Raw genomic sequence first — 13,430 nt, forward strand, 5'->3', positions numbered from 1 at the left:
GAAAACGCGCTCGGGGGTGCCGGAACCTGGCAGGCGATTTGTCTGCTTCAGCTCACTGACGGTGAGACGGCAGATTGTTATGAATGCCCACAGCCAGACGGCTTGGCGTCTGTTGACAGGTGAACAGACCGGGCCAATTTGAACAGATTTTTGCCGCCGCCCCAAACCAGAGGCAGAGCTTGCCGGGCTCTGGCAGGGTCTTGGCAAGCCGTGTTAACAATTAAGAACAAAAACAGCACGCCGCGCTCCACCCATCGGCATCATCAGCTATCAAATTCGAAGCTTCAGGATGACTTGCGGCGCCCGCAGGCGGGTGCACTCTGGTGAACATCGCGCCACAGCAGCATCTCGGCCACGCGTTCGGACTTGTCGTCATCAAAGCCCAGCTTCTGCGCGCGCTCGGCGGGGTTGGTCCAGGTGCCGAACAGCATGTCCCACAGCGGCAGACCGTAGTTCTGCGCATGGTGGCCATGCTGATGGTGCACGGTATGCATTTCCGGGCGCTGCAGCACATAGCCAAGCCAGCGCGGCGTGCGCATGTCGGCATGGGTGAACAGGTCGAAGGCCGCCGTCAGTCCCAGAGCCACGGCTGCCGCCGCCGGGCTGGCACCCAGCACCCAGTAGCTGGAGATCACGCTCAGCAGCATGGCAGCGCAGGAGTCCAGCGGGTGGGCGTAGAACGAGGTCAGCACCTCGATGCGACGCGCGCTGTGATGCAGCTGGTGAAACACGCGCCACAGCAGGTCAGAGGCATGGGTGGCGCGATGCCACCAGTAAAAGACAAAGCTGGTGATGAAAAAGCTCAGCAGCCCCACCAGCATCGGGTTCCAGCGTGCGCCCACATCCAGCAGCGCATGCTGGCGAATGCGCTCCTCCAGCAACCAGCCCAGCACCAGCGTGCAGACCAGCGTCAGCGCGCCCAGGGCGCTGCTGTAGATCAGCCAGCGCCGGTCGCAGAGATTGCGCGAGGCAGGCGCAATCACCTCGCGCGTGAAGACTGCCACGAACAGCAGCGCAATCAGCGGATAGACCAGGTACTCCAGCACGGCAATCATTCCCCCTGAGGTTTGCCATGCAGTCTATCGACTGGCGCCGCTCCAGTGCTTTATTGGGGCAATACGAACTGCTCCAGCGGCGTGTCGTTGGGCGCGGCCAGCTGTTTCTTGAGCACATCGCCCATGGGCAGGTTCAGGTTCACGTTCTTGGGCGCAATGGGCTGCATGAACCATTTGTTGTAGAGCTTGTGCAGCTCGCCCGAACGGATCATCTGCAGGATGGCGCCGTCCACGGCCTTCTTGATCTGCGGGTCGTTCTTGCTGAACTGGATGGCAATCGGCTCGGCACCGATCACCTCACCCACGATCTTGTAGCCCTTGGGATTCTTGCTCTGGCCGATCACGCCGGCCAGCATGTTGTCGTCCAGCACAAAGGCATCGACGCGACCCGACTCCAGCATCAGAAAGCTCTCGAACTGGTCCTTGCTCATCAGCGTCTTGAAGTTCAGCTCGTTGTCGCTGGCGTACTTGCGCAGAATCTGCACCGCCGTCGTGCCCGTGATGGCGCCCACATTGCGCCCCTGCAGCTGCTTGAAGGAGGTGATGCCCGAGTCGGCACGCACGGCCATGCGCACCTCGCTGACATAGGTGGTCAAGCCAAACGCCACCTGCTTCTGGCGCGTGAGGTTGTTGGTCATGCTGGCGCAGTTGAAATCGGCCGTGCCGTTGTTGATCAGCGGCATGGTGTTCTGCGGCGTCAGCACCATGTATTTGAGCTGGGCCCGGGGCGCGATCGCATGCACCACACGCTCGCAGAGGTCCATGTGATAGCCGACGAACTTCTCGTTGGCACCGATCGCGTAGGACATGGGAACTGCTGCCTCTCTTACCCCCAGCACCACGGTGCCGCCAGCCTGCCAGCGCTGCAGCGTGGGCGATGCGGACAGATCCACCGCCGTATCGATACCGGAGCCGATACTGGAACTCGCCGCTTCGGTCTTGCCCGCAGCCATGGCCGAACCCGCACATACCAGCGCTGCTGCCAGACCACCCCATTTCAACGACTTGCGCATCACCCACTCCCGAAAAACAAAAGCGCCGAGACCTCTGGTCATCGGCGCTATCACCCACCCGATCCGGCACACACCTCATGCAGTCATGAGGCCCTGGCCCGATTGTCCGTGTTCGCTTATTGCTTTGAGTGGAATGCTTATGCCTGCACGGCGCTTCATGCGTCGCGTTTGGCGGGGGGCGTCCCCATCAGTTCACGCAGACGCTGGTGGATGCTGTCGGCCTCATCGACCGGCTGCTGGTGCTTGGCCTGCAGATAATGCTCGGTGAACACGCCCAGATAGCTCTCCAGCACGCGGCCGGCCTGCATATCGCCGGCATCGCCCACCAGTTCCAGACACAGGGCCGCCACCTCGCTGGTGCAGAAATGGTCGTCGCGCTTGGATCTGCGCAACTGATAGCGCGAGATCAGCTCCGGGTGCAGGCTGAGCACGGGAAAGCCATCGAGATACGGGCTTTTGCGAAACATCTTGCGTGCCTCGGACCAGGTCGCATCCAGCAGTATGAACAGCGGGCGCCTGCCGGGCTGCAGCGCGCGGCTGTCGCCGCCGTCCAGCGTCTCCACCACACGCTCGGCAGGCTCGGCATATTCGCCGGGAAACACCACATAGGGCAGCCATTGCGGATCGGCCAGCAAGGCCTCCAGCTGCGGATCCACCTCGGTGCGCGACCAGCCAAAGGCATGGGTGTCCTTCACCACATCGGCAATCAGCCAGCCCGTGTTGCTGGGCTTGAGCGGCTCGGCATCATGCATCAGCAGGCAGAAGGCCGCGCGCGTGGCCAGCTCGGGGCGCAGCGCGCACATGCAGTGCGAGGGGCGCAAACGGCAGCCCTCGCAGCGCTCGCCCTTGGGGCCGCCACGCGCCAGAAACGGACGCGTGCTGCGCGCCAGCCGGGCCTGGCGCAAGCGCGAGACGGCATGCGGAGCCAGCGTGGAGGCAACGCTTTTCTGCGGGGTCAGAGCGGCGGGGGACAAGGGCATGGAAACGGGCAAGACGGACACCAGCAGGTTCAGACAGATGCCCGGATTGTCCCGTCTTTGCCAATTCCAGTGCTGATGCTGCAGGAGCGCCTGCTTAGTCGCAGTCGCCCTGCTCGAAGGTCGGACCACGGCCAAAACTGAACACCGTGGGCCCGGCATTCCTGAGTCCGGCAGAGATCACGTTCCTGAAGCGGTCCGGCTCACAGTTGAAACGTGTGTCCAGCACATAGTCCTCGGACTCCGCCTTGACCATGGCATCGCGCCAGGCGGCAGTCGCATTCAGCACCTTGCCGTCCACCATGGGGGCCTGCACCGAGTAATTGATGAAGTTGGTCAAGCGCGAGCCCTTGGCCTCCAGATAGACCACGGGGTCGGCGGCATTGCCGCACAGCGTCAGGCAGTCAGCGTAGTAACGGCTGTCCAGCAAAGGCTCGAAGCCGCCAAAGGTCAGATCGCCGAGCTTGATGTCGGGCTGACCCTCGGACACGTTCAACACGCTCTTGAGCGAGAGATTGCAGCTGGGCGCGATATCGATCTCGACAGACTCGATCACCTTGTCGGCCTCGTCGCTGACCAGGGTGATATCGCAGCCGTCGGTGCGGAACTGGTGGCGGTGGAATTCCGAACGCATGGCCGGGCCGGCAATCTTTTCCACATAGGCCAGATTCATGCCTATGGTTTCGGTGCTGAACAACTGGTCGATCACGCGCTTGGCCTGGGCGGCAGGCTGTGCCGGCGCGGGCGCCGGTGCAACGGCCGGGGCCTGTGCCGGGGCTTCAGTCTTGGAGTCCGAGCAGGCCAGAAGCAAGGCTGCGCCAGCCATGGCAGCGGTCCAGGCTGCGCAGCGTTTGATCCAGCGATGAGGCATCTGCTTATCCTTGTGAGTTCGCAAGCCCCGCAATATAGGTGCAGGCCCCGAAATCACCAAGAACAAGAGGCTTCAGCCCCCAACGCACTCCAGCTCGAACAGCGGCATATCGGCCTGACGACTCAGCCATACGCCGCCGCCCAGCTCCTTGAAGTGAGGCTGCAGGCCGCGGCGGTACAGCTCGGCACGATGGCGATACAGGCGCGGGTCGGTCAGTTCCTCGTCGATGATGTCGCGCTCGTAGTCCTCACGTGCCACGGCCTCGATGTAGAGAGCGCCGCGCGACAGCCGGCCCAGATTGGCCAGTGCCTTTTTCAGATCTGCCGGGCTCAGATAGGGCAGCACGCCCTGGCAGATCACCAGATCGAAAGGCTGGCCATCTTTGGGCTGCCAATCCACCACCGAGCCCTGCTCCCAGCCATAGCGCTCGCACAGATAGGGGCTGAACTCCACGCCCTGATACTGCACGCCCGGGAAATGCGTCTGCATCGCCTCGCGCCACAGGCCTATGCCGCAGCCCACATCAAGCACACGCTGCACGGGCACGCGCAGATACGCAAGATACGAGCAGACAAACGCACCCAGCCGCCGCGCGTGCTCTGGGTCGATCACGCTGGTCTTCTTGTCAAAGTAAAAGCGCTGGTAATACGCCTCGTCAAACCACTCGTTGCTTGCTGATTGCACGCAGCCTCCTTCAAAAAACAAACGGCGCCCGAAGACGCCGCACGGCTTGGCTATTCTTGCGCCTGAGCCTTGGCGACTGGCGCACTACAACGCAGAGACGCCAAGCAAGAGCCGCCTCGCGGCGATGGCGCCGCCCTCCTTCCGCGAAGCGGGAAAAGGGGAAAGAGGGAAGGCGCGCAGCGCCTGAGAGGGTTAAACCCGGCCCACTACCGACCAGCCCTTGCGCTGGTCCTGCTTGTTGTTCTCGTAGTCCCACACCGTGCCGCAGCGCTCGCAGACATAACGGGTCACCGTCGCCGTGCTCGAGCCTCGCTCCTCCTTGCGGTTGCCGCGCTGCATCAGTTCGGCATGGCCGGGGGCTTTGCGCCAGTTGCGCTGAATGCCGGCACAGGCGTCGCACAGATGGTCTTCGGCAGGAGTGGAGGTGTTGGTCATGAAAAAACTACTGAATGTGGTGCAGGCCCCGGACGTCTGCCCGCGCTGCAAAACAGCCATTGTGCCGCCTGCCCCGGTTTTGCACCGGGGGCCAAAGCAGCATCACCGCTTGCAGGTCGGGCATGACCGCGCCCCATATTGCCATTCGGGGCTCAAGGCCTTGCCCTGAAAGCGCAGAAAGCTCCTGTTTTTGATCCCCACCGCTGAAGACAAAAAAGGCCGCTTGCACGGCCCTGGTTCAGTCGGCCTCGATCAGGCCTTCGCGGGGCGATAGGCCAGACAGATCTTGTTGCCGTCGGGGTCGCGCAGATAGGCCAGATACATGGAGTCGCCGCGCCAGCCCGGCGCGTCCTCGATAGACACGCCGCCCGCTGCCAGGCCCGCCGCATGGGCCGCATTCACCTGATCGGTGGACTGTGCCAGAAAGCCCGTGGTCGCGCCATTGCCCGAGCTGGCCGACTCGCCGTTGATGGGTGTGGAGATGGCAAACACGCCCGTGGGGCTGCGATAGAAGAAGCGGTTCTTGTTGGCAACGCCGGGCGCAATGCCCAGCTGACCCAGCAGTGCGTCGTAAAAGCGCTTGCTGGACTCCAGATCATTTACACCCAGCATGATGTGGCTAAACATGGTTGTCTCCTGGAAAAGCCCTGTTTCGGGCGAAGATGGGAAATAGGCAAGCCATCGTAACGGGAGCTTGCCGTCCTCTTCTGTCACCCATTTTCAGCCCACCATGCTGCCAGACCATTTCACCCCGGTTCCCCTGGACAAGTCCTACCGCCTGCTCAATCACGGCCCCACGGTCATCGTCTCGGCCCAGCATGCGGGCGAGCGCAACGCCATGAGCGCTGCCTGGGCCTGCGCGCTCGATTTCGCACCGCCCAAGATCAGCGTGGTGCTCGACAAGGCCACGCGCACGCGTGCGCTGGTCGAGGGCAGCGGCCTCTTCGCCCTGCAACTGCCCACCGTGCCCCAGGCCGCCCTGACGGTGGGCATAGGTACGGACAGCGCAGCGACCGAACCTCACAAACTCGCCAAGCATGGCGTGCAGCTTTTCGACGCACCGGGCCTGGCTGTACCGCTGGTGGCAGGCTGCGCAGCCTGGCTGGTCTGCAAGCTGATCCCCGAGCCGCATAACCAGCAAAGCTATGACCTGTTCATCGCCGAAGTCGTGGCAGCCTGGGCCGACGAACGCGTGTTCCGCAATGGACACTGGGAGTTCGGCTCCGCGCCTGCCGAACTGCGCACCCTGCACTATGTGGCGGGCGGGCAGTTCTTCGCGATTGGCGAATCGGTGCTCGTGAAATAGAAGGTTTCATGGCTGCATCGCTTATGCATAAAGCGATGGCAGCTATCAAAATAATGCGCACTTTGCCGTGACAGCCACGGACACCCTCAGGCGCCCTGGCCCGCAGCGCCTGCACACCCGGGTATTTGTAACCGCCTTGATTTAGACTGCATCACTGACTGACATATCAAACAACCCGTGACTGCAGGTGCCGTACCGCCGCATAGGGCAACGATCTCTGCTATCAATCACCGTGAAGTGACAGGCCATGGCGCAAGAGTTTTTTGATCCCGTGCTGTTCATCAAGGAAGATGCGCCGACGTCGGTCGATCTGTCGCAGACACCGTTTTTCTGCAATATCCACGGGTTCCCGCACTATTGCGCAGAGCTGCCCACAGGCTTGAAGCTGATGGAGCCTGCCACCAGCGACCCCAATGCCGCCCTCGGCAACGCATACCGCGTCCTTTCTGCGACCACCACCTACCCGGACCCCAAGTACGGCAATCAGACCAGACTGGAGTTCCAGGCCGATCGGGTCGAGTACAAGGCCATTGCAGCCACGCATAAAACTGCAGCGGCATTCGGCATGACGCTGATAGAACCGGGCCAGGGAATTCGCATCACCAGCCCACAGCCGCATCTTTCGCTGGTCGACTATGAGTACGGCATGTTTGCCGGGCACCGCTCGCCCTATGAGGGCACCGGCTACCGCCTGCTGGGCAAGGTCTGTACCGACCTCGAGCATCACGATTTCCCGCATGTCTTCACCTCCATCGACCCGCACCTGCCGCTGGTGATTTCGGTGGGAAAGTACTGGCCACAGCAGCAGAAAATCTGTCTCGCCGACCTCTGGCTGCCGCGTGGCATGGCCTTGTATGTGCCTCCCCGGCCCAATCTGCCCGGGCAGACTTGCCTGGATCTGCACGGCAACCGCAATGCGGCCCTGGCCTGCTGGCGCGGGATAGAGCGATCCAGCGTCAAAACCCAGACCCTGCTGCAGACCGAGGGCGGCTATTTCTACTGGTTCTGGAACGAGCTGCCCACCACCCACCCTCTTCTCGATCTGACAGGAGCGTCCCATGCTTGAAGCCCGCCCCCGCCTGCGTACCCTTGAACCCGACACGGACAACGGCCTCTACCAGACGCTGCTGGAGTCCACCCTGGCGATTCCCTTCAAGATTGACTGGACCACGAAGAAATACAGCTATATCGGCCCGCAGATCGCTGATCTGCTGGGCTGGAGTCCCGAGAGCTGGGAGACCGTGAACGACTGGGCCGAACGCATCCACCCCGACGAGCGCGAACAAACCGTCTCGCGCTGCGTGGAGCTTTGCCTGGCTGGCGTGGATCACGAGGCCGAGTACCGTGCGCTGACCAGCGACAACCGCTTTGTCTGGGTCAAGGAAGTCGTGCATGTGCTGTGCGACAAACAGGGCCAGCCCACAGCGCTGATCGGCTTCACCTTCGACATCACAGAGCAGAAAAAATCCGAGCATTTGCGGGCCGAGCTCGAGGCCCAGAAACTCTCCAACGCGCGCCTGCAGGAGCGCCTGCGCCTGACCCACGACCTGCACGACGGCCTGGGCAGCGAGCTGGTCCATATGATTGCGTCCGTCGAGCAGGGCAGCGATGCCCTGACCCGGCCCCAGGTGCTGTCCATGCTCAAGCTCATCCGCAACGATCTGCGCCAGAGCATAGACAGCAACGCCTCGGTCCAGGTGCGCGTGCCCGCCACTCCACAGGAATGGCTGGCCCCCTTGCGCCGCCGCTTCAACGACCTGTTCGAGGCCCTGGGTGTGCGCTGCGACTGGCAGTTTCCGCAAAGCTGGAGCCAGCCACCCAACGCGCTGCAATACCTGGCTCTGACCCGGCTGATCGAAGAGGCGCTGACCAACGTCATCAAGCACAGCCAGGCCCGTCATGTGCGCCTGTCGCTGGTGCAGCCTCAAGCGCAGGAGCTGCTGCTGGAGATCGAGGACGACGGCGTAGGCTTCGATGTGCAGGCCGTGGATGCATCGGGCCTGGGCCTAGGCATGCGCTCCATGGCGGTGCGCATTGCGCGGGTCGGTGGACTGCTGGGGATTGAGTCGTCGCCGGGGCGGACTGCTTTGACGGCGAAGGTGGTGTTGGGGGCTGAGAACTGAGCTTTTTTGCGCTTTAGGGCTTGCCTAGCTTACGGCTATAGCTATTCTTTTTAGCACCTTGCTTGGTTTGAGTTCTGAGGCCGGGTCTCGCCCCGGCAGGCGAGTTACTTTCGTGTTCACGCACGAAAGTAACCAAAGAACGTGCCCCGACTGTCCGCGTCCCTACGCTTCGCTACGGGCAAACCTGCGTCACGCCATTCAGTCTGCGGTGCGGCAAAACTCGCTTTGCGCTTCGCGCGCCGCTCAAACAGGTTGCCGCAAGTCAGAGCACGCTGCATTGGCACTCTTCGGTGCCAATACCCGCAGCCTGAACCGCGTGCCGCAGGCGCAGACACACGGGGGAATGCGGGAGCGGGCGGCCTGCAAGAGTTATGACGAAATTGGCTTCTAGCCCAATCAAAAATTGCGGTTGCAGCTATCAAATTTGATTGAAGCTATCTTTGGGTATCTCGCCCCTTTTGCCCACGCCGGCGACGGCAAGCTCTTGGGGCTGGCAGTTGCACCGCAGAGTGCAACTGCATCGTCATCCAATCTGCGGCGACCTGTTTGAACGGAGCGCTGAAAGCGCGAAGTGAGTTTTGCCGCACAGCCCCAAGAGCTTGACGGCGCAGGTTGCCCGCAGCGAAGCGGAGGGTCGTGGGCAGCAGGGGCTGGCTCTTTGCCTACTTTCTTGCGAAGAAAGTAGGTCGGCTGGCGGGCCGAGACCCGCCTTCTGTCAGCCGACAAGGCATGTCCCCGGAACAAAAAACTCAAGCCAAATCGAACTTAGCACAAGGCAAACCAAGAGCTGACAGCTATCAAAACAAGAAGGGCATGCGGCCCACCAAGAACCACATGCCCAATCAGCCTCAAACCCAGGCGCACAAAGCGCCATCAGCTATCAATATTCGAGGCAGATCTTGCCGAAATGCCTGCCAGCGGCCTGGTGCTCGAAGGCCGCCACCATCTGCTCCAGTGGATAGCGGCTGTCGATCACGGGTTTCCAGCCGAAGTTCTCCAGCGCGCGCACCATGTCCTGCTGCTGCTCGCGGCTGCCGACGATCAGGCCCTTGAGGGTTTGCTGCTTGCGCATCATCTCCACCGTGGGCACGGCGCCCGCAAAGCCGGTCAGCACGCCGATCAGCGCGATATGACCGCCCACGGCGCAGGCGCGAATGGATTGAGGCAGGGTACCGGGGCCACCGACCTCGACCACGATGTCGGCACCGCGACCGCCGGTGGCGGCCAGCACGGCGTCGCCCCATTCGGGCTGCTCCTTGTAGTTGATCACCAGATCGGCCCCCAATGCCTTGAGCTGCTCGGCCTTGGCCGCGCTGGAGGTGGTGGCGATGACGGTGGCGCCCATGCTCTTGGCCATCTGCAGCGCAAAGATGGAAACGCCGCCCGTGCCCAGCACCAGCACGGTGTCGCCGGCCTTGAGATGCCCGTCCACCACCAGCGCACGCCAGGCGGTGAGGCCGGCCGTGGTCAGCGTGGCGGCCTCGGCATGGCTCCAGCCCTTGGGTGCATGGGTAAAGCTGGTGGCGGGCAGGTTCACGAACTCGCGTGCAAAGCCGTCCACGCCGTCGCCGGGTACGAGCTGGAAGTCGGAGGGCACATGGCGGCCCGACAGCCATTGCGGAAAGAAGGTGGAGACCACGGCATCGCCCACGGCAAATTCCGTCACGCCTGCGCCCACGGCCGTGACCAGACCAGCGCCGTCTGCCATGGGAATGCGGCCGTCGGCCGCCGCGCCGGGGCGGCGCACCACGCCCAGGTCGTGGTAGTTGAGCGAACTGGCGTGAATACGCACCTGGATCTCGCCCGCAGCAGGCGCCGCAGGTGCGGGCAGGTCGACAAGCTTCAGGTTTTCAAAACCGCCGGGGGCGGCCAGTTGCATGACTTTCATGGAGTGCTCCTCAAGAGGGTGAAACAGATGCTCTGCATGGTGCCGTCTATGCACTCCAGCCGCCAGTACCAACATATTTGTTGGGTAGTATTAAAAATGTAAGCAATGCATGACTACGGGCCGGCGCTACGATGTTGGCGTCCAGAACTGCAGCGAGGTGCCCATGAAACGATTGAACAGCAAGAGCGGCTGCGCCGTGGAGGTGACGCTGTCGGTCATGGGCGGCACCTGGAAGCCCATCATCCTGTTCCAGCTGCTGCATGGCAAAAAGCGCTTTGGCGAGCTGAGCCGTGCCATCCCCGGCATCACCCAGCGCATGCTGACGCTGCAGCTGCGCGAGCTGGAAGAGGCCGGCATTGTGGAGCGCACGGTGTATGCCGAAGTGCCGCCGCGCGTGGACTATGCGCTGACCGAGCTGGGCCGCAGCCTGCAGCCGGTGCTGATCGCCATGCGCAACTGGGGCATCGCATACAGCAAGAACTTTGCTCAGGCCGAGGCCGAGGCCGAGCCCATGCATGACACAGATCAGAACAGCGCAAGCTGCCTTCCAGACTTGAAGCAGAAACAGGCTTGAACGCCTACCCATCAAGCGTCAACAGCTATCAATTCCAATAAATCAACAGCAAAAAGCCCGCAGGCTGCAAAAGCTTGCGGGCTTGGGTCTGAAGCAGCAGGGCTTACTTGCCGGCGGTCAGCGTGGTGTAGCTGTTGATCAGGTTGCGGTAGTCAGGGATGTGGTTGGAGAACAGAGTCCCCAAGCCCTCGATATCGTTGCGCCAGTCGCGGTGCAGCTCGCAGGCCGCGCCGAACCAGGTCATGAGCTGGGCGCCGGCCTGCTCCATGCGGCTCCAGGCGGCCTGCTGGGTCATGCTGTTGAAGGTGCCAGAGGCATCGGCAATGACGAACACCTCGAAGCCTTCTGCCAGTGCCGATAGCACGGGGAAAGCCACGCAGACCTCGGTCACCACGCCGGCCACGATGAGCTGCTTCTTGCCCGTGGCCTTGACGGCCTTGACGAAGTCCTCGTTGTCCCAGGCATTGATCTGGCCGGGACGGGCGATATAGGGAGCCGTGGGAAATTTCTGCTTGAGCTCGGGCACCAGGGGCCCGTTGGGGCCGATCTCGAAGCTGGTGGTCAGAATCGTGGGCAGCTTGAAGTACTCGGCCATGTCGGCCAGGGCCAGCACATTGTTCTTGAACTTGTCGGGGTCGATATCGCGCACCAGGGACAGCAGGCCGGTCTGATGATCCACCAGCAGCACGGCGGCATTGTCCTTGTCGAGGCGAATATAGGGTTTGTTGCTCATGACGATCTCCTTCAGAGGTAGTGGAGGGGGTGAGGAAAATCAAACGCGCCGGGAATCCAGCACTTCGTGGTTCTGGATCACTTCCTGCGCCTTGGCGTAGCTTTCAATCAGCAACTGGTAGTTGGGGAAGATGCCTGTATAGGCCTGGGCCCACTCGGCCGCGTCGTCGCGGTTCCAGGTCTTTTGCAGCTCCGAGGCCACGGCCGCGGTATCCATGGGCACCACACCGGCCTGCAGCATGCGGGCCAGAGTGATTTCCTCGGCCATCTTGGAGTAGGTGCCCGACGCGTCGATGACGGCAAACACCTGGTAGCCATCGGCCACGGCAGCGATGGAGGGAAAGGCCATGCAGACGCTGGTGATGGTGCCGGCGATGATGAGCTGCTTCTTGCCCGTGGCCTTGACGGCCTTGACGAAGTCTTCGTTGTCCCAGGCATTGATCTCGCCCTTGCGTGCCACGTAGGTGGCGTGAGGTGCGTTCTGGTGTATTTCGGGAATCAGCGGACCGTTGGGGCCCTGAGGCACGGAGGCCGTGGTGATCACGGGGATCTTGGCCAGCGAAGCGATCTTGGCCAGCGTGCTGGCCAGACGGCGCAGCGTGGTGAACGGCATATCCTGCACGGTCTGGAACAGGCCGCTCTGGTGGTCGATCAGCAGCATGGCCACGTTGTCGGGATCAATCACGGGCTTGGCGCCGTTGAAATTGGCGGGGATGGCTGCGGTCTGGATGCTCATGGAAGTCTCCTTGGAGTTGGGTGCGAAGGCAGAGGTCTCGCTCCCCGGCCGCATCGCTGCAGGGCCGGGGATACGGTGGCACTGAGGGCTCAGTGGTTCGGCACGGCCGTGGGCGCATGGCGCTCGGCCGCCGGAATGCGGCCGAACTGGCCGCTGCGGAAGTCCTCCAGCGCCTGCTGGATTTCCTCGTCGCTGTTCATGACGAAGGGGCCGTAGCCGACCACGGGCTCGTCAATCGGCTCGCCTGACAGCCAAAGCAGCGTGACGTCGCTGCTGGCTTCCAGATGCACGCTGTCCGCAGCGCGATCCATATGCACCAGCTGTCCGGCGCGGGCAATCTCCTGTCCGTTGACCAGCAGCGTGCCGTGCAGCACCACCAGCGCCAGCGTGCGGCCGGCCCGGGCCTGCAGCTCGGTGGCTGCTCCGGCGTTCAGCCTCACATCCCAGACATCAATGGGCGTGAAGGTCTTCGCCGGGCCGCGATAGGCAGGCCCCTCGCTGCCAAGGTAGTCACCGGCAATGACACGCAGATGACCCGCACCGTCCGCCAACGCGACCTGCGGGATGTCGGCATTCAGCAGGGTCTGGTAGCCGGGGGCGGACATCTTGTCCCTGGCCGGCAGGTTGACCCACAGCTGCACCATCTCCAGCGGGCCGCCGCTCTTGGCAAAGGCTTCGGAGTGGTACTCCTCGTGCAGGATGCCCGAGGCCGCCGTCATCCACTGCACGTCGCCGGGGCCGATGGTGCCGCCGGCGCCCGTGGAGTCGCGGTGGGCCACTTCACCCTCGTAGACGATGGTCACGGTCTCGAAGCCGCGGTGCGGATGCGTGCCCACGCCGCGCCGCACCGTGGTGGGCGTGAAGTTCTGGGGACCGGCGTGATCCAGCAGCAGAAAGGGGCTCAGGGCCCTGCCGTGGTCGCCATAGCTGAACAGCGAGCGCACCGGAAAGCCATTGCCCACCCAGTGGGGTCGGGGAGCTTCGTAGACACCCAGGATTTTCTTGAGCATGACATTTCTCCTTGCGGCTGGCCTGC

General features: G+C 62.8%; 15 protein-coding genes. 4 read left to right on the top strand and 11 right to left on the bottom strand.

The window, feature by feature from the left end:
* Nucleotides 1–284: 284 nt before the first annotated feature.
* The 7 genes from F0P97_RS26680 to F0P97_RS26710 all read right to left on the bottom strand — a co-directional run bounded on the left by F0P97_RS26680 (nucleotide 285) and on the right by F0P97_RS26710 (nucleotide 5,662).
* On the bottom strand, nucleotides 285–1,055 hold the full coding sequence (locus F0P97_RS26680) for a sterol desaturase family protein (protein ID WP_182285020.1): 771 nt from the start codon (nucleotides 1,053–1,055) through the stop codon (nucleotides 285–287).
* Between the two features lie 50 nt (nucleotides 1,056–1,105).
* Nucleotides 1,106–2,068, bottom strand: coding sequence for a transporter substrate-binding domain-containing protein (locus tag F0P97_RS26685; protein WP_182285021.1), 963 nt, complete (start codon nucleotides 2,066–2,068; stop codon nucleotides 1,106–1,108).
* Between the two features lie 155 nt (nucleotides 2,069–2,223).
* Complete coding sequence (locus tag F0P97_RS26690; RefSeq protein ID WP_182287321.1) at nucleotides 2,224–3,060, bottom strand: tRNA-uridine aminocarboxypropyltransferase; 837 nt, start codon at nucleotides 3,058–3,060, stop codon at nucleotides 2,224–2,226.
* An 82-nt stretch (nucleotides 3,061–3,142) separates the two neighbouring features.
* Nucleotides 3,143–3,916, bottom strand: a complete 774-nt coding sequence (locus tag F0P97_RS26695; protein WP_182285022.1) for a hypothetical protein — start codon at nucleotides 3,914–3,916, stop codon at nucleotides 3,143–3,145.
* Between the two features lie 72 nt (nucleotides 3,917–3,988).
* Nucleotides 3,989–4,600, bottom strand: a complete 612-nt coding sequence (locus tag F0P97_RS26700; protein ID WP_182285023.1) for a class I SAM-dependent methyltransferase — start codon at nucleotides 4,598–4,600, stop codon at nucleotides 3,989–3,991.
* A 192-nt stretch (nucleotides 4,601–4,792) separates the two neighbouring features.
* A complete protein-coding gene (locus tag F0P97_RS26705; protein ID WP_182285024.1) occupies nucleotides 4,793–5,035 on the bottom strand; it encodes a hypothetical protein in 243 nt (80 codons plus the stop codon).
* Nucleotides 5,036–5,287: 252 nt separating this feature from the next.
* Entirely contained in the window at nucleotides 5,288–5,662 is a 375-nt protein-coding gene (locus tag F0P97_RS26710; protein ID WP_003072386.1) for a VOC family protein, read from the bottom strand.
* Nucleotides 5,663–5,765: 103 nt separating this feature from the next.
* Between F0P97_RS26710 and F0P97_RS26715 the strand changes: the two genes are divergently transcribed.
* From F0P97_RS26715 to F0P97_RS26725, 3 genes are all read left to right on the top strand, one after another.
* Nucleotides 5,766–6,341, top strand: a complete 576-nt coding sequence (locus tag F0P97_RS26715) for a flavin reductase family protein (protein WP_182285025.1) — start codon at nucleotides 5,766–5,768, stop codon at nucleotides 6,339–6,341.
* Nucleotides 6,342–6,588: 247 nt separating this feature from the next.
* Complete coding sequence (locus F0P97_RS26720) at nucleotides 6,589–7,407, top strand: hypothetical protein (protein WP_182285026.1); 819 nt, start codon at nucleotides 6,589–6,591, stop codon at nucleotides 7,405–7,407.
* Nucleotides 7,400–8,464 (top strand): PAS domain-containing protein, encoded by a 1,065-nt coding sequence (locus tag F0P97_RS26725; RefSeq protein WP_182285027.1) that lies wholly within the window; start codon nucleotides 7,400–7,402, stop codon nucleotides 8,462–8,464. Before F0P97_RS26720 ends, F0P97_RS26725 begins: the two co-directional genes overlap by 8 nt.
* Nucleotides 8,465–9,344: 880 nt before the next feature.
* On the opposite strand, the gene F0P97_RS26730 is transcribed toward F0P97_RS26725, so the two are convergent.
* Entirely contained in the window at nucleotides 9,345–10,352 is a 1,008-nt protein-coding gene (locus F0P97_RS26730) for a zinc-dependent alcohol dehydrogenase family protein (protein WP_182285028.1), read from the bottom strand.
* A 163-nt stretch (nucleotides 10,353–10,515) separates the two neighbouring features.
* On the opposite strand from F0P97_RS26730, the gene F0P97_RS26735 reads away from it, so the two are divergent.
* The gene (locus F0P97_RS26735; protein ID WP_182285029.1) at nucleotides 10,516–10,926 is read left to right on the top strand and encodes a winged helix-turn-helix transcriptional regulator; all 411 of its coding nucleotides are present in this window, start codon (nucleotides 10,516–10,518) and stop codon (nucleotides 10,924–10,926) included.
* Nucleotides 10,927–11,029: 103 nt separating this feature from the next.
* On the opposite strand, the gene ycaC is transcribed toward F0P97_RS26735, so the two are convergent.
* From ycaC to F0P97_RS26750, 3 genes are all read right to left on the bottom strand, one after another.
* Nucleotides 11,030–11,659 (bottom strand): isochorismate family cysteine hydrolase YcaC, encoded by a 630-nt coding sequence (gene ycaC / locus F0P97_RS26740; protein ID WP_182285030.1) that lies wholly within the window; start codon nucleotides 11,657–11,659, stop codon nucleotides 11,030–11,032.
* A 39-nt stretch (nucleotides 11,660–11,698) separates the two neighbouring features.
* A complete protein-coding gene (locus F0P97_RS26745; RefSeq protein WP_182285031.1) occupies nucleotides 11,699–12,394 on the bottom strand; it encodes a hydrolase in 696 nt (231 codons plus the stop codon).
* Between the two features lie 89 nt (nucleotides 12,395–12,483).
* Nucleotides 12,484–13,404 carry a pirin family protein gene (locus F0P97_RS26750; RefSeq protein WP_182285032.1) on the bottom strand — a complete coding sequence of 307 codons (921 nt, stop codon included), beginning with the start codon at nucleotides 13,402–13,404 and terminating at the stop codon, nucleotides 12,484–12,486.
* Between the last annotated feature and the right edge of the window lie 26 nt (nucleotides 13,405–13,430).

This window comes from Comamonas testosteroni, assembly GCF_014076415.1.
GTDB classification, from domain to species: domain Bacteria; phylum Pseudomonadota; class Gammaproteobacteria; order Burkholderiales; family Burkholderiaceae_C; genus Comamonas; species Comamonas testosteroni_F.

What these genes read in the sequence shown, in the direction of transcription:
- F0P97_RS26680 (WP_182285020.1), bottom strand. Translation starts at nt 1,055, where the DNA reads ATGATTGCCGTGCTGGAGTACCTGGTCTATCCGCTGATTGCGCTGCTG.
- F0P97_RS26685 (WP_182285021.1), bottom strand. Translation starts at nt 2,068, where the DNA reads ATGCGCAAGTCGTTGAAATGGGGTGGTCTGGCAGCAGCGCTGGTATGT.
- F0P97_RS26695 (WP_182285022.1), bottom strand. Translation starts at nt 3,916, where the DNA reads ATGCCTCATCGCTGGATCAAACGCTGCGCAGCCTGGACCGCTGCCATG.
- F0P97_RS26705 (WP_182285024.1), bottom strand. Translation starts at nt 5,035, where the DNA reads ATGACCAACACCTCCACTCCTGCCGAAGACCATCTGTGCGACGCCTGT.
- F0P97_RS26710 (WP_003072386.1), bottom strand. Translation starts at nt 5,662, where the DNA reads ATGTTTAGCCACATCATGCTGGGTGTAAATGATCTGGAGTCCAGCAAG.
- F0P97_RS26715 (WP_182285025.1), top strand. Translation starts at nt 5,766, where the DNA reads ATGCTGCCAGACCATTTCACCCCGGTTCCCCTGGACAAGTCCTACCGC.
- F0P97_RS26720 (WP_182285026.1), top strand. Translation starts at nt 6,589, where the DNA reads ATGGCGCAAGAGTTTTTTGATCCCGTGCTGTTCATCAAGGAAGATGCG.
- F0P97_RS26725 (WP_182285027.1), top strand. Translation starts at nt 7,400, where the DNA reads ATGCTTGAAGCCCGCCCCCGCCTGCGTACCCTTGAACCCGACACGGAC.
- F0P97_RS26730 (WP_182285028.1), bottom strand. Translation starts at nt 10,352, where the DNA reads ATGAAAGTCATGCAACTGGCCGCCCCCGGCGGTTTTGAAAACCTGAAG.
- F0P97_RS26735 (WP_182285029.1), top strand. Translation starts at nt 10,516, where the DNA reads ATGAAACGATTGAACAGCAAGAGCGGCTGCGCCGTGGAGGTGACGCTG.
- ycaC (WP_182285030.1), bottom strand. Translation starts at nt 11,659, where the DNA reads ATGAGCAACAAACCCTATATTCGCCTCGACAAGGACAATGCCGCCGTG.
- F0P97_RS26745 (WP_182285031.1), bottom strand. Translation starts at nt 12,394, where the DNA reads ATGAGCATCCAGACCGCAGCCATCCCCGCCAATTTCAACGGCGCCAAG.
- F0P97_RS26750 (WP_182285032.1), bottom strand. Translation starts at nt 13,404, where the DNA reads ATGCTCAAGAAAATCCTGGGTGTCTACGAAGCTCCCCGACCCCACTGG.